The following is a 21,305-nucleotide window of genomic DNA, read 5'->3' on the forward strand; positions in this document are numbered from 1 at the left end:
GTTAAGTTGCAAATCCCTCCCGAAATATTCTCACAAGGGGTAAGATTTTCATTTGCAAATTAACTAGGGTAAGATTATCACGAGGACACGATAGTCCTTTCCTGAATAATTGACAGTATATAATCCGCGTGTTAAAATAATTCACTATTCTATCATTATAAAAAAAGGATTCAAAATGAAACGAGGTTTTTATACTATTGGATCGCTCATCATTCTTTTGATTGCAGCTTTTATTTTTGTTCTTGTACCGATTTTCTCAGGCGGAAGAACCGGCACACGACTGCCGCCGTTCGGCTCGTATGACGGAACGGAAATCAGATATGAACAGGGCAGCGATTTTGCAAATTACGTTGCAAATTATGCAGACTATTTCAAAAATCAGAACATTGAAATCGACAATTCTAATTACTATTACATTTTTAACTATGCATTCAACGCAACTGTAACGCAGCTTGCTTACAAAAAAGCCGTAAACAAAAGCGGCTGGAAAGTTCCACAGACAGCAGTAAACCGCGCAATGATGCCGTATTTTACTGACGAAACAGGCAAGTATTCTTCAAAAATGTACAAACTTGCAGATCCGCAGGCTGTTGCAGACCTGAGAAAGAATTTTGAATCAAGCCTTACAACGGCACGCTTTGCAGAAGATTCATTCGGCGGAGCTGCATCTTTCGGAAAGGAAACTTTGTACGGTCTGAAAACCTCAGAAACTGAAACATCGTTTATGCAGAACTTAAACAGCAGCAAACGTTCATTCAACCTTGCAGTATTCAATATGAACGAATATCCGGATTCTGAAAAAGCAGCATATGGAAAAGAAAATTCTCAGAAATTCGTAAAATACGATTTCTCAGTCATCACCTGTGCTGACAAATCAAAAGCACAGAGCGTTGCAAACAGCATTACTTCAGAAAAAATCACGTTTGCAGATGCAGTCAATGAATATTCACAGAAATCATATTCAAATTCCAATGGCAAGATGACAAGCCAGTATCATTACCAGCTTGAAAGCATCGTAAAAAATCCTGATGATTTGAAAACTATCGCCGCACTTGCAAAAGACGAAATCAGTGCACCGGTACAGACAAGTATCGGCTACACAATTTTCAGGGCAGACTCTGCTGCTGCAGAACCGGATTTCAATGACGAATCAACATTGAGGACCGTATACAACTACATTACGACTAACGAATTCAGCAGGATTGAGGAATATTACACATCCCAGGCAGAAAAATTTGCCGCTGATGCAAAAACAGCAAATTTTGATGCTACTTGCAAAAAGTACAACGCAAAGAAGGCAGTTGTTCCTGCATTCCCGTTGAATTACGGCAGCGTTTCCGTTGCAGACAAACTTGATACAAGCATTGAAGGTCTTTCCGGAGCAAACACGAACGAAACGTTCTTTAAGACAGCGTTCTCTCTTGCAAAAGGCGAAATCTCAAAACCGGTTGTAAACGGAAGAAACATTCTTGTCCTTCAGCTTGCAAATGAAACAGCCGCAGACACAGAACCGACAGATTCTGATGTTATTGCAGACGAAATCAGAAATTATGATTCATCAGCAGCTCAGACAGCGCTTCTTTCAAGTCCTAAACTGAAGAACAACCTTAGCGAAGTTTTCTTCAAATATATTATGACCAATAACTAATCTCCGCATAGTACGAGGAATTATTTGTCAGAAAATGATAATGACAAGCCCTGTCTGGTAGAAACCGGCCGGGGCTTTTCTGTTAAATACAAAGACAGGCTTCTCTATTCAAAATATGATCCGCAGAAAAACATTCTGCAGACAGTTCAGTCCCTAAAAATTCTTCCGGGAACGCTCATTCTGGCGCTGTCACCGTGTCTTGGTTATGGACTTGGCGAACTTTCAGAAAAACTGCCAGAAGACTGCTTTATCTTTGCCGTTGAGCGTGACGAAAAACTTTTCTACCTTACAGAAATAAATTGCGCAGAAAAATACAATAAAGAAAAAAAATGCATTCTTTTTTCCCCTGAGCAGCTTGACGAACTTCCGGCATTATTGAACGGACTGACTTCGCCTTTTCGGGGAAAATTCAAGCGCGTACTGCGAATTGCCTTCAGTGCCGGTGCTTTTCTGAACGAAAAGTTCTACACGTTTTTTTACAGCGCAATGCAAAAATCAATAGCGCAGTTCTGGAAAAACCGCATTACGCTTGTAAAGTTTGGAAAACGCTATTCCCGTAATTTTTTCAGGAACATCAGCGCTTTAAAAGAGAACTATAAAATTGACGGATTATTTAAAAGCGTTTCAAAACCCATTCTTGTCTGCGGAGCAGGAGAAAGCCTTGAAATCATACTTTCGGCGGAAAAAAATGTTTCCGGCAAATTCTATATTATAGCGGTAGATGCAGCACTTCGTGCTTTCAAGGCAAAAAACATACACGTTGATGCAGTTGTCTGCGAAGAATCACAGATTGCAATTTCAAAAGCATTCATAGGATGCAGGCAATATGCAGACCGGGCGTTCGCAAGCCTTTCTTCCTGCCCTGAAGCCGCATCTACCGCCGGAAAATCAACAGCCTTCTACACTACTGTTTTTGACGAAAGAAATTTCTTAAAACAGATTTCCGCTTCTTCCATCCTTCCTGCTGCCGTTCCGCCGCTCGGCTCAGTCGGTCTTACAGCAGTTTACCTTTCGCTTTGCCTGCGCGCAAGCAACGAAGTACCGGTCTATATCACCGGACTGGATTTTTCTTTTTCTCCGGGAAAAACTCACGCAAAAGAAACTTTCCCTTCAGCACAGAACCTTCTTGAATTAAACAGGCTTAATTCTAAAAAATCATACGCCTCTGCATTTTCTGCCGGAACATCCACCGTTTCAGACATAAACGGAAGAAAAACTGTTACTACAGTCGCCCTGAACGGATATGCAGAACTTTTCAAGCAATTTTTCTGCAATGCCCGAAATCTGTTTGACTTGAGAAACTGCGGACTTCCGCTTAATCTTCCGAATGCAGATTTCACTACCGTTTCCGAACATCTAAGTAATGAAAACAGTTTTTCCTGCAAACAGCCTGTTTCGCCGGAAAAAAATGCTGAAAATGAAAAAATATCACGTTTTTTCCGTGATGAAATAAGTGCGCTTGAAGAACTGAAAGACATTCTTTCAAACGGTCAGAATGAAGACAGCAGGACGCGCAACGAGCGCATAAAAAAACTGCTTGAATGCAGGGAATATTTATACCTTCACTTCCCTGACGGAATTTCAAGCAGCCTTGACATAGGATTTCTAAAGCGAATCCGGGCAGAAACAGACTATTTTCTAAAACTGTTTAATCAGCTTCGTTGTCTTTAAGAACGGCAAGGAACGCAGACTGCGGCAGCTCAACGTCACCAAACATCTTCATACGCTTTTTTCCTTCCTTCTGCTTTTCCAGAAGCTTTCGTTTACGGGTGATGTCGCCGCCGTAACATTTTGCAAGAACGTCTTTACGAACTGCGCTGACTGTTTCGCGTGCAATTATCTGTCCGCCGATTGCGCCCTGAATGGCAACCTTAAACTGCTGGCGTGAAATTTCGTCTTTCAGACGCTCGCAGACTTTTCGCGCACGATCCGTCGCATTATCCTTAAATGAAAGGAAAGAAAGTGCGTCAACAGGCTTGGAATTAAGCAGAATATCAACTTTTACCAGCTGGGTCGGACGGTATCCAATGACCTCATAATCAAACGACGCATAACCGCGGCTGAAACTCTTTAATTTATCGTAAAAATCAAACAGAACTTCTGCAAGCGGCATTTCGTAAGTAAGTTCGACTCGTTTTTCATCAAGGTACGTCATATTCGTCTGCTCGCCACGTTTCATTTTGCACAGTTCCATCAACGACCCCAAATACGTTGCCGGAGTTATAATCGATGCCTTTATATAAGGTTCTTCCGCGCTTTGAATTCTTCCCTGCGGATATTCAGCCGGATTATCAACAAAAGTTTCAGAGCCGTCCGTTAAATGCACGCGGTAGCGGACTGACGGCGCAGTAAAAATAATCGCCTGATCGTAGTCGCGCTCAAGGCGCTCCTGAATAATCTCCAGATGAAGAAGTCCTAAAAATCCGCATCGGAAACCGTTTCCAAGCGCAATCGAATTGTCTTTCTCATAGACAAGGCTTGCATCATTGAGCTTAAGCTTTTCAAGACTGGACTTCAATTCCTCGTAATCGTTTGAATCCATCGGATAAATTGAAGAATAGACGACTGGCTTTACTTCTTTAAAACCTGCAAGCGGCTCGGCAGCAGGATTATCTGCATTTGTAATCGTATCACCAACGCGAACGTCGCTTACAGTCTTTATGCCGGCAATAATATAGCCTACATCACCAGCCTCAAGACAGCCGGTCGGCTCGTAATCAATCTTGAATATACCAATCTGTTCAACCTTATAATCAATTCCGCTGCTCATCATACGGATTATTCCGCCTGTTTTTATGCGTCCGTTCTTTACGCGTACATGAACTACAACGCCACGGTACGGATCATAATGACAGTCAAAAATCAATGCCTGGGCAGGAGCATCTACGTCACCTTGCGGAGCAGGAAAATAATTTACGACAGCCTCAAGAAGTCCGTCCACGCCTTCGCCTGTTTTTGCAGACACAAGCTGCGTCTGCGAATCGTCAAGTCCAAGTTCATTAGTAATCTGCTCGCGGACGGCTGGAATATCGGCAGACGGAAGGTCAATCTTGTTGATTACAGGAACAATCGTAAGATCCTGCTCAAGCGCCATATACATATTGCTAACGGTCTGGCTTTCAACACCCTGACTTGCATCAATAAGAAGCAGCGCACCTTCGCAGGAAGCAATAGCGCGCGAAACTTCGTAAGAAAAATCGACGTGTCCCGGCGTATCTACAAAATTAAGTTCGTAGTCATTTCCGTCCTTTGCGTGATACGGAATGGTAACAGCCTGACTTTTTATGGTAATGCCGCGTTCGCGCTCAATGTCCATATTGTCAAGAATTTGATTTTTCATTTTCCGCTCGTCAATAATATTCGATTTCTGAATCAAGCGGTCAGACAAAGTTGATTTTCCGTGGTCAATGTGCGCAACGATACAGAAATTGCGCTTGAATTTCATATCCATAATTCTTTCCTTTTTACCTAAAAATAATAGGGACTGTCAAGCGAAGTGCCGATTCCCATTGTAATATCAAGATAGCCTTTTTTCTTTTTGCGCGTACTCAGGTTGACGGATATTGCGCTGTTATCCTCATTAAAACGTACTTCCAAAATCATAACCGGGTCTGTAACTGAAAAACCTGATTCATCTGCGACAGAACCTTTTATTATCTCGTCAATCACAAACTTTCGTGACGACATTGTAGAACTTGATGAAAGTCCCATACCGAAAATCGGAATAAACGAACCGGTAAGCAAATCACTCCTGTATATTTCGTAGCCCGGCTGGTCAGGACGTTCATCAAGATAAACAAGTGCAGAATAATTTTCACTGTCACGAGAATATTCTAGTTTCAGAATGTTTTCCGGAACGTAATTCCTGAAAATATCCTGTAAGTTTTCAAGAGAAGAAATGCGCTTTCCGTTTACAAACGTTATCACGTCACCTTTTTTAAGCCCTGCCCTGTTTGCAACTCCGCCCGGCATTACATACTGAACCTCAAGACCCGTTTCCGTAAGTCCCTCGCGCATCGTGTGTCCGTAAGCGCCAATCCAGGTATGACTGCGCTTTCCGCCGTGATATAAAAACGGAAGATCCTGACGCAGATATTCCACAGGGATTGCAAAATTCAACCCCTGATACTGCAATATTCCTGCAAAGACAATCGCCTGAACACGCATCTGCTGGTCAATACAAGGACCGCCGGAATTACCGGAATTGACGGCGGCATCTATCTGAAGGACGCTTCCTGTAGTAAAAAGCTTTCTGTCAACAGCGGAAATAATGCCGCTTGTAATAGTTCCGTGAAGCCCCAGCGGCGTTCCGATTGCGCTTACTTTTTCGCCGATAGAAAGGTCTGAACTTGAACCAAGCGCAAGAATAAACGGAGGGTCAATTTCTGCTTTTAAAAGCGCAAGATCAAGCACGGAATCATAACCGATAACCTTTGCCGGAATGCGAGTTTCCGAATCACGGGCAAGTTTTATAAAAAGCCGCGTATATCCTTCGTGCTTAGGGTCAACCAAATCGCTTATAACGTGATGATTTGTTACTATATAACCGCGCCTGTCAATAAAAAAACCAGAACCGATAACGCGGTCTGCATAGCCTGCACCGTTTTGAATTTTTATTCCCTTATCAACCCAAATAGTAACGGTAGCATTTACGCAGTCAACCATCGTCTTAGGAAGGAGTTTCTTGTTTTCATCGTTCAGAACAAGCCCCGGAATATCGGCATAAAACTTTGAAAAAATCTGGCGTGCATTAAGACCGATTTCCCCAAGCCGTTTTGAACCGGCAGCAGAAAGAGAACCGTAATAATTTGAAGCAGTGTAATAATCTTCCTCTGCAACAGCCTTTTTTAAAAGCTCAATCAGGTTGTCTTCGTATCTGGAAACAGTTTCTTCATCCCCAAGAAGCACCGCACGCCACAATGCCTGAACAGGAGTATCTTTTGAAAGCTGCTCTATTCGTTTTTTCTCATTTTCCTTTACGTCATCCTCCGTATAATCAGGAAGGGCAAAAACTTCTTTCGGCTGCTTAATGCTCATACAGCCAGAAAACACGCAGGACAGACACACTGAAAGAAAAAACAACACTACTGATTTATTCATTTATATACATTCCTTACCGGACAGCCGACATCTCATTCCGCAAACTCATTTTCTGTCAGACCGTCAGACTCATATTCCTCCGTGCTAATTTCCGGCAGAATGTGAACATAAAGGTTTTCACCAATCCGCACGGCAATCATCCGGCAGGAATTGCTTTCCAGCACGACTGAAATTCCCTGACGGGCAGACATATCAAAATGTTCCATTACATAATATTCGTCATCAGCATTGCCGGCAGTCCCTACCCAATAAAACGAATTTCCTGCACCCTGCGTTACAGAATACTCTTCTTCCCCGTAAGACACCTTTACCGGCTCTCCGTTCCAGAGCGTTACCGTTACAAGAGAATGTTCCGGCTCAAGATAAAACTGTGAATCTTCAACAAGCGGCTCTTCCTGTGATTTACGCGGATATTTTTTATAGCGGACATCCCAATTTCCGTCGCCGTCAAAATCCCATGCCGTTATTTTTCCGCCGTCCGCAAGATATTCTTCCGAAAAATCAGGAATTGTATCGCCATCACGGTCAATCTGAATCATCTTAACGTAAAGTCCGCCGCCTGCAAACGGAAGTCCGAACGTATTTGCCATAACCTGATTTTGCTCCTCTTCCGGAGCATTCATCGTGTTTTCAGGGTCAAACCCAAGCGTTTCCGTCGTTTCAAAAATACCGTCGCCGTCATTATCAACAGTACGCACGCGCGGAAAACCGTTTTCAAATTCACACCGGGCATAAAGCGTATCTCCGTCATAATAATCTGCTGACTGAACTGCACCATCAAGGACAGAAAAACGGATGAGCGAACCGGGACGTTCAGTTCCCGGCATTTCGTAGGACGAGCAGGCAGAAACAAGAGCCGTTTCGTCAAACCGGGAATTCGGAACGACAGGAGAAACGACAAAAAAATCCAGTCCTGTAAGTGAATGTACCGACTCAAGACGTTTTATTTCACACGGCGACCAGCAGAACACTTCGTCTGGAATGGTAAACTGCAAATTCCTTCCTTCATTTTTCTGCAATTTTGAAACAACTTTTACTACAGCCGGATACGTTCCGTAAAAAACATCAAGATTTCCGTCCGTAAGCGAAATCACCTCCGGCACGCCAAAATCACAAGTTCCAGCCCATTCAACAATGCCGTCACTAGTTTCGTCCCAGCAAAACGTATGTGGACGACCGCGCATATATTTTATGGAAAGTTCAGTTTCTCCGTCACCGTTTGTATCAACAAGCAGTTCACCCTCGTATGCTTCCAGATGCTCGCGCACGGACTGAACCGTTATTTCATCAGTTATCAAAGGAAGAATTGACTCAAGCAAATCAAGACGGACTGAAGTATCGGCAAAAGAACAGAAATAATCCCAGGACTCTTGCTGCGTCATAAGCCCTGTCTTCAAGGCAGCCACTGCATAAAGCGGATGTTCCATTCCGTGCGCAGAAAACGCCTTGAGCATACGAAGCTGTTTTTCACCGGAGGCAAACAGCGCCGCGTATATTTCAAGTTCCGCATCAGGATTATCATATTCCGGCATTTTTGCAATAAAAGTATCTGCGATTTTCTGGACAAGCGCGGCAGACGTTTCATTTGTACCGGAAGCAATTTCCGCAAATTCCGCGCGTGAAGAAAGCATATATTCATAAGTGAAAAAAAGGCGCGGAAAACGCATATCGGCAGGGTAGATTTTTCGCGCGGCATTTACCTTGCTCCTGGCCTTTTCTATGCTTTCAGGCGTCAGCATCCGATAATACGCTTTTGTCCTTATAAATTCCGCATCGGAAGAATAAATAAAAGGATTTGCATCAAGAACGGCTACTGCCTGCGCGCCTTCTCCCGTATCGCAAAGTAAATCTGCATACAGAATACGCGCGCCGTCACGGTTGTAATCAACCCATTCACCCTCAGTCAGCGCCTTCACCGCAAGCGGAAGCACCTCTGCCCTCGGCGCGCCCAGTCCGCTTTTTGCAGCTGCTTTTATATACCATAAGTCGGAAACCGTATCGTCATAAGAAAGTCCCAGTTCCGCCTGTACCATAGCATTTTCAAAATCACGGGAAGAAAGATAATTTTCCGCAAGCTTAAGGCATCTGACTGCCGTTTTTCTGTTTGCAGCACCAGCAGAAGACGCTGCAAAAACAGCAAGAGGAAAACAAATCAGAAGCACAAGAAAAACTGAAACTTTTTTCATTCTATGTCCTCACAATCCAATCCGTATATCCAAAAACGGAAGCAACTACAGCACGGATTTCCTGATTTCCTGCCGCAAGTTCCTGAACTACGGGAACCTGAGCTTTAAGTTCCGCAGGAATATGACAGTCCGAAAGCACATCCGAAACGGATTTTGTTCCGCCGGATGCAGTTTTTACCCTGTCATCAGCCTGCCTGCTTCGAATACAGAACGGAACCGGAATGTCCTCAAGAACTGCGCCCGATTCAAAAGCTGCGGAAGCAGTTTTTCCGGAACATTGCACAAAAACAGTTCCGAACGGAAACTGAAAATCACCGCTTTTTTCTATTATAGCAAAAAAACAGGAATCAGTCGCTATAAATTCCTTGATTTTTACATAAACACGCGATTTATCAAAGCAGATTACAACTCCGTGCGATTCTACGCACCCGGACTCACTGCCGCCGCAAAGCAAATCAAGAATATTTTTAACAAGATAAAAAGGAATGCGAATGCCCGGTGATATTTTTGAAACGGAACGAAGAATAACCCGGGAAGACACAGCCGGATGAACTTTCTGAAAAGCGTTCCTGTCAAACGAAACTGATTTTTCCGTTTCCTCCAGCGGCACCACTTTAGAACATTCATTCTCAAAAAAATCTTCGTCAAGTTCCGCACGAACGCTTCCGCCAAGAACGCTTTTCTTCCATCCGGGAAATTTTCCGTCTAGAAACGGTACTACCGAACGACGTATTCTGTTCCGCATATAATGCTCGTCGAAATTCGTACTGTCAGTCCGCCAGAATTCGCCGCGCTCCGTAAGATACGCCTCGATTTCCCCTCTTGTAACGTCAAGAAGAGGACGGATAAAAACACCGCGCACAGGGCGTATTCCTGAAGTGCCTGCACTTCCCTGCAAAAAACGCATCACAAGCGTTTCAATCTGATCATTCTGATTATGCGCAAGGCAGACAAACGGAACGTTCTCTTTCAGTGAAAATTCAGAAAATGCCTTGTATCGCAAAAAACGCGCGGCTTCTTCAATTCCGTTTTTCCGCTTTTCCGAAAGAGCGCCCACTTCACCGGGTTTCAGTTCATACAAAAAAAATGAAACTGGAAAACCGTCATTCAAAAGGCGGCAGCATAAATCCCTTACAAACAGCGCATCTCCGGAACTTTCTGCCTCGCTCCGAATTCTGTGATTTACAGTAATTACTTTTAGCGAACAGCCTGATTTCCTGCATAATTCAGCAAGGCATAAAAGAAGGCACACGGAATCTGCACCGCCGGACACAGCCGCCCCAAGAGAAAATCCGCGGGCGCTCAGTTCCGCAATGTCACAGCCGCATTTTTTGAGGTTATCAAGAATGTGATTTTCAAACGTTTCAGAAAGACTGTTCATTCATTTTTATAAAAAAAGAAAGGGGCAACCTCAAAAATACACCGTTGCGCAAAAACGACAACGCATACTTTATCAAGGCAGCCCCATTTCTCTTTTAAGATGCAGTATCTTAAAAATTATGCAAAAGACTAGCGGGCAGGTGAAATGCTTACCAGCTGAGCTTCCGGGTCAGTAAGAACTATAATACCCTTATCAAGCTTCAAGTCCTTTACTCTGAAAGAATCGCCGATGTTCAGCGCAGTAACGTCAACAACAATTCTTTCCGGAAGAGTTTTAAGCGTACTCAAGATTGTAACTTCAGGAATATGCCTGAGCATAAAACCACCTTTCAGAACACCAGCCGGTGAGCCTGAGAACTGAACCTTCATCTTGAACTTCAATTTTTCGTCTTCTGCCGGAACAAAGAAATCTGCGTGAAGAACTTTGTCCGTGCGGATGTTGTACTCTGTGTCTTTAATCAGAGCCGGCATTTTTTTGCCGTCAACAACAAGGTCAATTGAAGTAGTAGCGGTAATTGAACGCCATACTTTGTTGAATTCAACTGCATTAACTTCAAGCATTGTAGCTTCGCCCTTGTCATTGTACATAACTGCCGGGATACTACCTGCTTCTCGAAGTTTTTTAGCAGCTGACTTTCCAGATACAGTACGAATTTTAGCATTGATCGTCTGCTTGCTCATTTTCTAAAAGCTCCTTATATCCTATAAAAATAAGATTTATCTGGGTCGACAGGATTCGAACCTGTGGAATACCGGCACCAAAAGCCGGGGGCTTACCGCTTGCCGACGACCCAATTTTATATCACAAAAACCTGCTATTCCTCAGAACCGGCAGATTCTATATGACCCGCATTATACTCATCTATAATCTTTGTCTGCAATTCACTCCGGAACTCTGGACTGATAGGATGAGCCACGTCTTTATATTCACCATTGGCAGTTTTTCTGCTCGGCATAGCGATAAAAAGACCATTTTGTCCTTCGATGATTTTAACATTATGAACAACAAAGCAATTGTCAAATGTTACAGTTACGTAAGCACGAAGCTTACCTTCATCCTCAACTTTACGAATACGCAACTCAGTAATCTGCATAGTCTTCCTCCGTAACTAGAGTTGATTATTTTCAAAGGCTTAACATACAACCGTATTTTTCAAACCTTCACAATCCATAAAACCCGCGGCATTTTCAGCCTCCGCTCTGGAAGCATAAACACCGAACACAGTAGATCCGGATCCAGACATTTCAGAATACAAAGCCCCGCTCCGCCGGACACATTCCAGTGCAGCACCAATTTTCTGATACTGCGCCGTTAAAGGAATCGTAAACGTATTTTTAAAGCGCCAGTCAGAAACCGGGGCATTATACATACATTCCAACTCACTCAAAACAGGATGCTCTATTACTTCGCCGCTTTCAAACCAGGCATCAACAAGAGAATATGCTTCTTTTGTTGAACTGTGAACTTCCGGAAATGCAAGTACAATATGCAAGTCCGGGCGGCAAGGTATTTTCCTTACAAATTCACCGCGACCGGAAACAACAGCAGCGCCAGTTCCGTCATCATCGCAATGAAAGAAAAAGAACACGTCGCTTCCGACCTGGGCAGCAATAAAATCAAGCTGTTCTTCCGTTAAAGTAACGCCGTGCAGTTTTTCAAGCGCCCGGACAAAAAAAGCAGCATCAGAAGAACCGCCGCCCAATCCGCCGCCGCTCGGAATTTTTTTTACCAGCTTAACCCTCACGGATAACGGCTGAATACCGGCTGCAGCACCGAACGTCTTATATGCCGCCGTAACAGTATTTTCTTCCGGCAGAACAAGTCCGTCGCAAGAAACGCTGCATTTCCCGAAACCGTCATCCAGAGCCACAAACAGCTCGTCTTTTAGGCTTACAGCCTGAAAAATACTTTCGATACTATGAAAACCATCTTTCCGACGCGGCAAAACATTCAGTCCGAGATTGATTTTTGCCGGCGCAGCTATATGGATTTCTGACAACATATTGAATTAATTATACTGATTTTATGCGTTAAGTCAAACAAATAGATTTTCAAAGCAATTAAATTCAATTTTGTAAAAAATCATTTATAAACAGTTGACGTAAACAGTAGAGTAATCTATATTTTTTTCCTGAGAGAAAAATATCTGAAACATTCCATTTTCTTTTATTTCAACAGGAGCCTTTTATGTCATTTGACGAAGAGAACTTCGGACCATTTTCATTTGAAGACGAGTATGAAGAAGATTTTAACGACGATATGTCTGACGACGACATTGACAGTTATGATGAAGATTCAGAAAGCTATGAAGAAGCGTTCGGAGACGAATACGACATTGACGAACCTTACGACGATGTAGAAGCAGAGGACGGATACACCTCTTACTACGACAACGACGACACTCTCATCGACGAGGAAGACTCCTTCTTCGACGATGAGGAATAGGCTCTCTTAATCCTGCTGAACGTTGTGGAAATCCACCTGAACTCCGGCGTGCCACAACCGTTCAAGTTCGTAAAAATTCCGCGCATTCTCAGACATCAAATGAACTACTACAGAGCCAAGATCAATTAAATTCCAGTCTTCTCCGTCCGGTGATTTTCTGTTCGTAAGATGAATCTGAAGGTCATTATCCTTGCTGTAGTCTTTTATCTGCCTGCAAAGACCCTGACACTGTGCAGAACTCGTTACAGTTGCAATTACAAAATAGTCAGTCCAGCTGTTCAGTTCCGAAACATTTATAACAACAACGTCTTTTCCCTTTCCGTCTTCAATAAGCAGCGCCATTTCAGACGCTTTCTGTTCTGTTGTTTTCATACAATGTACTCCCATAATCTCTTATAAAACAGTCATATATCATCACAATACGGCAGTTACTCCGTACGTGACGGACGGACATACCTTCCGTCAAAATCTTTTCCAAGAATGATGGTAAAATCTACATTCGCAGACGCATCATTATCCGCGGATGAGAAATCCACCTCTTCCTCTACAATATTCGTACAGCGGATAAATTCTCCGACCATCGCTGCCATCTCCCTGTTTCCGATGTGGTCAATAATTACGGTATTTTCATAATCATTTGAATCCGCATTAACCGCACTTAAAACATCATAGCTGGCATTCTGAAAGAGAATTGCTGTATTATGCGCAAGTCCCTGCACCGTCGTTCCGTTTTTTATTTCAAGAACGTAGATACGGCTTGCAAGAGCACCGCTGTTGGAAATAAGCATATTCGTACTCTGCTTAACGGCTTCTTTTATGAACTCGCCGTTATTAAGCGGAAACAGAAGCTGCTGACCGTCAACAATCCTGATTTTTCCGGCAACAGTCTGCCGTCCGATGGACTCAGAATCCATATCTGCAATAAGCGAAAGCAGCGTATAGACATCACTGGAATCACTGAGATTCATATTAAAAATCCCGTTAAATTCCCTGAACACCTGCTTCCTGAACACCATTGCTTTTTTATCGTGCAAAGTCGTAAAAAATGACGTTACGACATTCTGATAGCGTTCCTGCACGTCAGAATCTGTTTCGTCCTCAAAACAGTATTTCAGGTACATATAAATCTTGTCTCCGTCAAGGTTTACCGCACCAGACGGAAGAAGCCACCTCTCTCCTTCAGAAGACACAACATCAACAGGAGCAGGAATGAATACCCTGAGTCCGCCGAGCATATCAGTCAGCCTGATAAAATCTTCCATTTTTATGACAAGAGAGAATGGAATCGGTATTCCCAAAAGCTTTTCTATTTCTTTCTTATAAATATCAATTCCTTTCTCTGTATATACGTCGTCAATTCTGTCTACGCGACCAAGACTCTGGTAAATGGCGCCCGTATTACCGGGAATGTTTATAGTCATCGCCTTTTTTGAAACAGGATAGTAAACAAGAACGCTTGAAAGAAGCGCCTTATTCTCCTTACCTTCGCCTTCGTCTATGACAAGAAGAAGCCTTATGACCTGGTCACTGGCAATTTTTTCTGCAACGGCATCAGTACGGAGCGCAACAGCAAGTATCACGCTTACCGTTACGATAATCAGAAAAATAACTATCAGGAAAAACGCTCCTTTCTGTTCATCCCTAAAATGACGCCCTTTCATACACCCACCTGCAAAATTTTCTTACTGTAAAGATTCCAGAAGTTTCTCTGATTCCTGTGCAACGGCACTTCCTTTTTTTCTTAAATAATCAATGTTTTCTTAAAGAACAGCCTTCACAAGTCCGTCCAGAGAAAGCGCAAGAAGCCTCGCAAGGTAATCTTCCGTAACGTGTTCCCTACCCGGCTCGATTTTATCTGCGGCATACAGAACTTTTGCCAGACTGCACATCCCCGTCTTTCCGAACGTATGATTTGCAACTGCCTCAAGGACAGAAGAATCTGTTACGCCAAAATCATTCTTAAGCAAAACGGCAGCAGCCCTTCCGTGAAGCAAAGACGGCTTTTTCCGTTCCAGTTCCGAAACATCTGCTCCGTCTTCCTGCGCAAGGCTTAAAAGCTGTTCAGGCTTAAAATTCTTGCACATATCGTGGCTTATTCCTGCAAAATAGCCGGTTTTCTCATCAAGTCCGTACAATGCGCACAATTTCCGGCACATTTCTGCCGTTCTTACAGAATGACTGTACCTTTTTTCAGACACAGACTTCTTAACGTACCGGCGAACTTTTTCCGTCAGCAAATCAATATCAGACACACTACTGCTCATCTTTCATTCCATACAGCTTATGTTCTTTAATATACTGAAAAACGGCTTCTGGAACAAGGTAACGGAACGCCTTTCCCGTAGCAATGCGGCTTCGTATCTCCGTTGACGAAACATGAAGCAGCGGATTATCAAGCATAATATGAGGATAGGAAAACAGCTTTAAAGACCCTTCATAAAAATCTACGGTATACAAACCGACAGGACGGTTTTCAAAACGGCTTACGTCAACGCCGTTATTGTCAGGATGGCGGCGTGCAATTACAAGATCAGTTAAGCGCGCAATTTCATCTGCACGATGCCATTTATAAAACTGCTCCGCAGATTCCTGCCCCATAACAAGCGCAGGTTTTCCGGTAAGCATGCTGCCGTACTTTTCAATAACGGAAAGAACCGTATCGTAAGTGTAGGAAACGCCTTCACGCCGCAACTCGCTGTCATCGGCAGAAAAAACAGTATCTCCGCCGCCCGAAACACTTTTGCAGAACGCATCCACCATCTCAAAACGCTGGCAGGGAAGAACAGTTCCGTTCATCTGCTTGTGCGGAGGAATAAAAGAAGGAACGAAAAGCACTTTATCGTAATGCAGCTCCTTTACTACAGTTTCCGCAAGCATACAGTGTCCGATGTGGAGCGGATTAAAAGTTCCGCCAAGAACGGCAATCCTCATTTTTCGCTGCCCGGATACTGAATTTCCATATCCTCATCTACGGAACGCGTTTTCATAAAATCAGATTCTTCCTGCAGAACAGCTTTCTGTCCGACTGCCGCTCCGCCGTCCAGCTGATTTACAAGCTGAATTATCGCGTTCCTTGCGTTTCCCATACCGGTACTGTTCATAACGGACACAGGAATTACAATCGTATCCGGCTCTTCCGAATGAACAGCCTCTATAACAGAAGCAGCATTTTCCTCTGCTCCCTCCACGTCAATCTTGTTGCAGAGGACGATGCGCGGCTTTTTCATAAGAGCAGAAGAATAATTTTCAAGCTCTCCGCAGAGCGTTTTGTAGGCAGTGCGGCAGTTTTCGTCAGAACAGTCAATCATAAAAAGAAGGCACGCCGTGCGCGAAATATGCTTTAAAAAGTCAAAACCAAGTCCCAGACCTTCCGATGCACCTTCAATAATTCCAGGAATATCGGCAATGATAATATCCTGCTCATCATCAACACGAAGCACGCCGAGATTAGGGATTTTTGTAGTAAACGGATACGGCGCAATCTTCGGGCGGGCGTTTGTAAAAGCCGTAAGCAGGGAAGATTTGCCGGCATTCGGAAAACCGACAAGTCCTACGTCCGCCATAATGCTAAGTTCAAGCTTAAGCTTACGCACTTCGCCGGGTTTTCCAGCGTGAGCATAGCGCGGCGCCTGATTTGTTGACGACTTAAAATGAACGTTTCCCCAGCCGCCTTTTCCTCCTTCAAGGAATAGAAACTGCTGTTTTTCAGATTCAGTCGTAAAATCGTGGATAAGTTCGTTTGTTTCATAATCGCGGATAGTAGTTCCCGGCGGAACAGGAATAACGACATCTTCGCCGTCCTTGCCAAACCTGTTCCATCCCTGACCGTCACCGCCGTTCTTCGCCTTAAAAATACGGTGATGACGCAATTTTGAAAGCGTACGCATATTTTTCTTCAGGCAGAAAATAACGTCTCCGCCCTTTCCGCCGTCACCGCCGTTTGGTCCGCCGTGCGGAATATATTTTTCACGGCGAAAAGCGATACAGCCGTTTCCGCCCTTCCCAGAATGAACCTCAATAACGGCTTCATCAGCAAATTGAATCATACTTCACCTCACAAAAAAAATACCCGGCAGGAAAATCCGAACCGGGTAATCAAACATATTCAGAAAATAAAAACTGATTATGCCTTAACAGGTGTAACAGAAATGAATTTTCTGTTCATACGCTCATGATAGACAACAGTACCGTCAGCAGTTGCAAACAAGCTGTCATCACCAGCTCTCTTAACATTATCACCAGGGTGGAATTTCGTACCGCGCTGTTTTACAAGAATTGAACCCGCAGTTACTTTTTCTCCGCCATATTTTTTTACGCCCAAGTTTTTCGGATTTGAATCACGGCCGTTTTTCGCACCGCTTCCGCCTCTTGTTCTTCCCATGATATTTACTCCTATTCAAACAGTTTTTTTCAGAAGTTCTACATATCCCGGATATTCTTCTGCAACAGATTTCAAGCCTGTTTCTAAAAAATCTCCGGCATACACAAGCCTTTTCTCCGGTTCAGAGCCAGGCTCATTTATCTGTATCGTAAAATCCAGAAAGCCTCTTTTTCCGGCATCAGATTTTACTGATACGCCGTCCGTCAATTCTGCAACCTGCAGGACAGTCCGCAGCAAAACGGAAACTGCACTGCATACAATGTCAGAACCCCTGGCAGCATATCCGGCGTGTCCTTCCGCCTTACAGCCAAGCAGCACGCCTTCTTTATTGCGCTCAATACGCACAGAAATCATTATGCAATAACAATATCTTCAACACGTACGTTTGTATAATTCTGTCTGTGTCCGATCAAGCGGTGATAGTCTTTCTTTGATTTATACTTGAAAACAAGAACTTTTTTGTCACGGAAAGAATCTTCTACAACAATCTGAACTTTTGCGCCCTTTACGTATGGAGCACCAACAGAAATCTTATCGCCGTCACTTACAAGAAGAACCGTATCAACATCAATTTTTGCGCCTTTTTCGGCATCAAGCTTGTCTACAGAAAGAACTGCACCTTTCTCTGCCTTATACTGTTTGCCCTTATATTCAACAAGTGCGTACATAAAACACCTCAATAATTAAAATCTTATATGCAAATAACTGCGGTAATTAACGGGGGGATACAGCAGCATTTTCGCCATAATTGTAGTATGAATAATAACAGAAATTACTATTTCAAGTCAATAGAAACAGAAACAATCTGTCCGTCTGCCTGATAAAATTCTGGCATAAAAAAGGAAAAGGACAGCAAGAGCCGCCCTTTTCCTTAATTACACATCCTGCAAGCGCTAGAACTTATACGTTCCCGTCGTTATAGTTCCGCCGTTACTGTAGATGTCAAAGTTTACGGATTTATCAGCCTTTCCAAGTTCAGCATAGAATTCCTGAAGATTTTTTACACTCTTTCCGTTTACAGCCGTAACAACATCGCCGTTCTGAAGACGGAGGGAAGCCGCAGGCGTTTTCTGCATAACGTTCGTTACTACAACGCCATTAACTTTGTCGTCAAGTTCAAGCTCTTTTCTTACGTCATCCGTTACAGGAGAAGCAATAAAGCCAGGCCACAGTTTTCCGCTGTCAGAAGAAACTTTTTCAGAACGTTCTTCGATTTTTACGGAAAGTTCCATTTTTGCACCGTTACGGACAACCGTAAACGGAACGACTTTTCCAGCCTCAATGCGTCCTACTTCACGCTGAACCTGCTCAACGTCCTTTACGCTGTGTCCGTCAACACTCGTAATATAATCACCAGGCTTCATACCTGCCTTCTGCGCCGGAGAACCGATATAAACCTGCGTTGCAAGCGCACCGTTCATTCCCTTTACGCCGAGTGCCTCTTTATATTCATCGTTTGTCTGGAGCAGCGAAACGCCGAGCCAGCCGTAAACAACCTTTCCGTTTGAAATAAAGGAATCAATTGCGCCTTTTACGTTATTTATCGGAATTGAAAATCCAAGTCCCTGTGAACCGCCGGACTGGCTTGCAATCCAGGTGTTTATTCCGATGACTTCGCCGTAGATGTTTACAAGCGGACCGCCTGAATTTCCCTGATTGATTGCGGCATCCGTCTGGATGAAGTCATTGATATTACCGATTCCGCTGCCGGAACGTCCTTTTGCACTTACAATTCCCTGCGTTACAGACTGACTGAATCCCAGCGGAGCGCCCATTGCAAAGCAGATGTCTCCAGCCTGAACTTTGTCGGAATCACCGAGAATTGCAACAGGAATTGAAGAATCCTTTGACTCAAAAGACACAAGCGCAATGTCCATTCTGGAATCCGCGCCTACAAGCTTTGCATCAAATTCACGACCGTCATTAAGTTTTACGGTAATTTTGGTAGCTTCGCCAGCAACGTGATTATTCGTAAGTACGTAAAGCACATCTCCTGTGCGGCGGACAATTACACCGGAACCAAGTCCTTTTGATTCATACTTACGCTTTCGGGAAGATCCATCATCATCTCCGTTCTGCGCTCCTGGATTTCCAAAGAAAAATTTTCTGAAATCTTCAAAAGGATCTACGGTCGTAACAGTTTTTGTTTCCGTTACGTCAACCTCAACAACAGACGGAAGTACGCCGTTACTGATTGCCCGGAAAGAATCCTGCAAAGCTTCGATTATTTTCAGGCTGCTTTCAGGAACAATGGAACTCCCTGACTCTGCATAGACTGTACCGGCATTTCCTTTTACTGATGTTTTTGCACATGAAAAAGAAATGCACGCAAAAGAAAATACAGCCGCACCAGAAATGCACAACAAACGCTTTGTCCACGTTTTCATAAAAATGCCTCCATATGACATAAATAATTTAGAGCTGCCGGCAAATCTTTTCATACGATGCTTTTCACTAAAAAACTGACGCCGTCGTATTAAAGCAAACGCAATGCCGCCCAGCACAAAAAGAAGCGGTGTAAAAATCTGCTTTTTATAATAATAATAAAAATTATGCAGAATTGTTACAAAAAAGCACAAAAACATAAAGAAAATATGAATAGTATTGATGAATATCGCGCAAGTAATTAAAATGACTCATTATTATTCTATAATATCTATTATATCAGATGGAGAAAATGTATGGTTCCTACACTTATTAAAGACATCCTTGTTTCAGAGCCGGACGGAAAGAACATTACAGTATGCGGCTGGGTGCGCACAGTCCGGGATTCTAAAAACCTTGTTTTCATACAGGTTAATGACGGAAGCTGCTTTGCAAATATCCAGCTTACCTTTGACCGCAATAATCCATCTGATAATGCAAATACAGACTCTATCGAAGCCGAACTTAAAAAGCTGAACACAGGCGCTTCCATACGCGCGGAGGGACTTCTCGTACCGTCACCGGCTTCTGGACAGGCAGTTGAAGTAACTCTTGAAAAATTAACCTGTCTTGGAGTATGCCCGCCGGAAGAATATCCGCTGCAGAAAAATAAAATGTCAATGGAATACTTACGCGAAAACGCACATCTTCGCGCCCGCACAAATACGTTCGGCGCAGTATACCGTATGCGAAACCAGATGGCATTTGCAGTCCATTCGTTCTTTCAGGAGCGAGGATTTCAGTATATAAATGCGCCGGAAATCACCTGCTCTGACTGTGAGGGCGCGGGCGAAATGTTCCAGGTTACGACGCTTTCTATGGAAAAAATCGCTGAAATGGGCGTAAAAGCCGGTCTCGGCGGAATGAAAATTAAGGATGCTCACAAAATCGTAGACTATTCAAAAGATTTCTTCGGAAAAAAAGCAAACCTCACAGTATCAGGTCAGCTTGAGGCTGAAACGCTTGCAACTGCACTGAGCCGCGTCTATACGTTCGGGCCTACGTTCCGCGCAGAAAATTCAAACACACCGCGCCATCTTGCCGAATTCTGGATGATTGAGCCGGAGATGGCGTTCTTCACCCTTGAAGACGATATGGACATTCAGGAAGAATTCATCAAGTATCTTCTGAACTGGGCACTCACAAAATGTCGCGAAGACCTTGAATTCTTCAACAAGAGAATTCAGCCAGGACTGATTGAAATGCTGGAACACGTAGTAAACTCAAAGTTCAAGCGGATTTCTTACACGGATGCAATCGCTGAACTTGAAAAACACGCAGACAAATTTGAATTCAAGCCATACTGGGGATGTGACATTGCAACGGAACACGAACGCTACCTTACGGAGCAGATTTTCAAGTGTCCGGTAATGGTCTACAACTACCCTAAAGAAATCAAGTCGTTCTATATGAAACTGAACGAAGACGGAAAAACAGTAAGGGCTGTAGACGTTCTTGTTCCAGGAATAGGAGAAATCATCGGCGGTTCAGAGCGTGAAGAAAACTACGACAAGCTGCTTGCGGCATGCAAGGAACGGAATATGGATATGTCGAACTACGAATGGTATCTTGACCTGAGACGTTTCGGTACTGTTCCGCACGCAGGATTCGGTCTGGGATTTGAGCGCCTTATCCGCTACGTAACAGGAATGGAAAATATCCGCGACGTAATCCCGTACCCGCGTGCACCAAAACTCGCAGATTTCTAGAAGGGCAAATACGTCTGGTCATGGCACGCTA

At 43.7% G+C, this 21,305-nt stretch carries 20 protein-coding genes and 1 tRNA gene; 4 read left to right on the top strand and 17 right to left on the bottom strand.

Annotation, left to right across the window (positions count from 1 at the left end; translation table 11 throughout):
- The first annotated feature begins 175 nt into the window (after positions 1 to 175).
- Both B5D55_RS02645 and B5D55_RS02650 read left to right on the top strand, forming a co-directional pair.
- The gene (locus B5D55_RS02645) at positions 176 to 1,648 is read left to right on the top strand and encodes a peptidylprolyl isomerase (protein WP_143593155.1); all 1,473 of its coding nucleotides are present in this window, start codon (positions 176 to 178) and stop codon (positions 1,646 to 1,648) included.
- A 24-nt stretch (positions 1,649 to 1,672) separates the two neighbouring features.
- Positions 1,673 to 3,319, top strand: a complete 1,647-nt coding sequence (locus B5D55_RS02650) for a 6-hydroxymethylpterin diphosphokinase MptE-like protein (protein ID WP_078932447.1) — start codon at positions 1,673 to 1,675, stop codon at positions 3,317 to 3,319.
- On the opposite strand, the gene lepA is transcribed toward B5D55_RS02650, so the two are convergent.
- The 8 genes from lepA to ispE all read right to left on the bottom strand — a co-directional run bounded on the left by lepA (position 3,297) and on the right by ispE (position 12,317).
- On the bottom strand, positions 3,297 to 5,099 hold the full coding sequence (lepA, locus tag B5D55_RS02655) for a translation elongation factor 4 (protein WP_078932448.1): 1,803 nt from the start codon (positions 5,097 to 5,099) through the stop codon (positions 3,297 to 3,299). The genes B5D55_RS02650 and lepA overlap by 23 nt on opposite strands.
- A 17-nt stretch (positions 5,100 to 5,116) precedes the next feature.
- Positions 5,117 to 6,685: a S1C family serine protease gene (locus tag B5D55_RS02660; protein ID WP_234975360.1), complete on the bottom strand. Its 1,569-nt coding sequence runs from the start codon at positions 6,683 to 6,685 to the stop codon at positions 5,117 to 5,119.
- Positions 6,686 to 6,780: 95 nt separating this feature from the next.
- The gene (locus B5D55_RS02665; RefSeq protein WP_078932450.1) at positions 6,781 to 8,934 is read right to left on the bottom strand and encodes a tetratricopeptide repeat protein; all 2,154 of its coding nucleotides are present in this window, start codon (positions 8,932 to 8,934) and stop codon (positions 6,781 to 6,783) included.
- Position 8,935: 1 nt separating this feature from the next.
- Positions 8,936 to 10,315: a tRNA lysidine(34) synthetase TilS gene (tilS, locus tag B5D55_RS02670; RefSeq protein ID WP_078932451.1), complete on the bottom strand. Its 1,380-nt coding sequence runs from the start codon at positions 10,313 to 10,315 to the stop codon at positions 8,936 to 8,938.
- Positions 10,316 to 10,443: 128 nt separating this feature from the next.
- Positions 10,444 to 10,995 carry a 50S ribosomal protein L25 gene (locus B5D55_RS02675; protein ID WP_078932452.1) on the bottom strand — a complete coding sequence of 184 codons (552 nt, stop codon included), beginning with the start codon at positions 10,993 to 10,995 and terminating at the stop codon, positions 10,444 to 10,446.
- Between the two features lie 40 nt (positions 10,996 to 11,035).
- Positions 11,036 to 11,108, bottom strand: a tRNA-Gln gene (locus B5D55_RS02680).
- A gap of 21 nt (positions 11,109 to 11,129) precedes the next feature.
- The gene (gene spoVG, locus B5D55_RS02685) at positions 11,130 to 11,408 is read right to left on the bottom strand and encodes a septation regulator SpoVG (RefSeq protein ID WP_078932453.1); all 279 of its coding nucleotides are present in this window, start codon (positions 11,406 to 11,408) and stop codon (positions 11,130 to 11,132) included.
- Positions 11,409 to 11,447: 39 nt separating this feature from the next.
- Positions 11,448 to 12,317, bottom strand: coding sequence for a 4-(cytidine 5'-diphospho)-2-C-methyl-D-erythritol kinase (gene ispE / locus B5D55_RS02690; protein ID WP_078932454.1), 870 nt, complete (start codon positions 12,315 to 12,317; stop codon positions 11,448 to 11,450).
- 185 nt (positions 12,318 to 12,502) lie between these two features.
- Here ispE and B5D55_RS02695 point away from each other — a divergent pair, with 185 nt between their 5' ends.
- Positions 12,503 to 12,760: a hypothetical protein gene (locus B5D55_RS02695; protein WP_078932455.1), complete on the top strand. Its 258-nt coding sequence runs from the start codon at positions 12,503 to 12,505 to the stop codon at positions 12,758 to 12,760.
- A 6-nt stretch (positions 12,761 to 12,766) separates the two neighbouring features.
- Here the strand turns inward: B5D55_RS02695 and rsfS are convergent, their stop codons facing one another.
- From rsfS to B5D55_RS02740, 9 genes are all read right to left on the bottom strand, one after another.
- Complete coding sequence (gene rsfS, locus B5D55_RS02700) at positions 12,767 to 13,132, bottom strand: ribosome silencing factor (protein WP_078932456.1); 366 nt, start codon at positions 13,130 to 13,132, stop codon at positions 12,767 to 12,769.
- A gap of 56 nt (positions 13,133 to 13,188) precedes the next feature.
- Complete coding sequence (locus B5D55_RS02705; protein WP_078932457.1) at positions 13,189 to 14,421, bottom strand: LCP family protein; 1,233 nt, start codon at positions 14,419 to 14,421, stop codon at positions 13,189 to 13,191.
- Between the two features lie 99 nt (positions 14,422 to 14,520).
- Positions 14,521 to 15,024 (bottom strand): bis(5'-nucleosyl)-tetraphosphatase (symmetrical) YqeK, encoded by a 504-nt coding sequence (gene yqeK / locus B5D55_RS02710; RefSeq protein ID WP_234975361.1) that lies wholly within the window; start codon positions 15,022 to 15,024, stop codon positions 14,521 to 14,523.
- A complete protein-coding gene (gene nadD, locus B5D55_RS02715; protein WP_078932458.1) occupies positions 15,014 to 15,691 on the bottom strand; it encodes a nicotinate (nicotinamide) nucleotide adenylyltransferase in 678 nt (225 codons plus the stop codon). Before nadD ends, yqeK begins: the two co-directional genes overlap by 11 nt.
- The gene (gene obgE, locus B5D55_RS02720; RefSeq protein WP_078932459.1) at positions 15,688 to 16,806 is read right to left on the bottom strand and encodes a GTPase ObgE; all 1,119 of its coding nucleotides are present in this window, start codon (positions 16,804 to 16,806) and stop codon (positions 15,688 to 15,690) included. Before obgE ends, nadD begins: the two co-directional genes overlap by 4 nt.
- A 77-nt stretch (positions 16,807 to 16,883) precedes the next feature.
- Positions 16,884 to 17,141, bottom strand: coding sequence for a 50S ribosomal protein L27 (gene rpmA, locus B5D55_RS02725; RefSeq protein WP_078932460.1), 258 nt, complete (start codon positions 17,139 to 17,141; stop codon positions 16,884 to 16,886).
- A 15-nt stretch (positions 17,142 to 17,156) separates the two neighbouring features.
- Positions 17,157 to 17,495, bottom strand: coding sequence for a ribosomal-processing cysteine protease Prp (locus B5D55_RS02730; protein WP_078932461.1), 339 nt, complete (start codon positions 17,493 to 17,495; stop codon positions 17,157 to 17,159).
- Complete coding sequence (gene rplU, locus B5D55_RS02735) at positions 17,495 to 17,809, bottom strand: 50S ribosomal protein L21 (protein WP_078932462.1); 315 nt, start codon at positions 17,807 to 17,809, stop codon at positions 17,495 to 17,497. Before rplU ends, B5D55_RS02730 begins: the two co-directional genes overlap by 1 nt.
- A gap of 225 nt (positions 17,810 to 18,034) precedes the next feature.
- The gene (locus B5D55_RS02740; protein WP_078932504.1) at positions 18,035 to 19,528 is read right to left on the bottom strand and encodes a Do family serine endopeptidase; all 1,494 of its coding nucleotides are present in this window, start codon (positions 19,526 to 19,528) and stop codon (positions 18,035 to 18,037) included.
- Positions 19,529 to 19,822: 294 nt separating this feature from the next.
- Here B5D55_RS02740 and asnS point away from each other — a divergent pair, with 294 nt between their 5' ends.
- Entirely contained in the window at positions 19,823 to 21,274 is a 1,452-nt protein-coding gene (asnS, locus tag B5D55_RS02745) for an asparagine--tRNA ligase (RefSeq protein WP_078932463.1), read from the top strand.
- The last annotated feature ends 31 nt before the right edge of the window (positions 21,275 to 21,305 follow it).

Source organism: Treponema porcinum, assembly GCF_900167145.1.
Lineage (GTDB): Bacteria > Spirochaetota > Spirochaetia > Treponematales > Treponemataceae > Treponema_D > Treponema_D porcinum.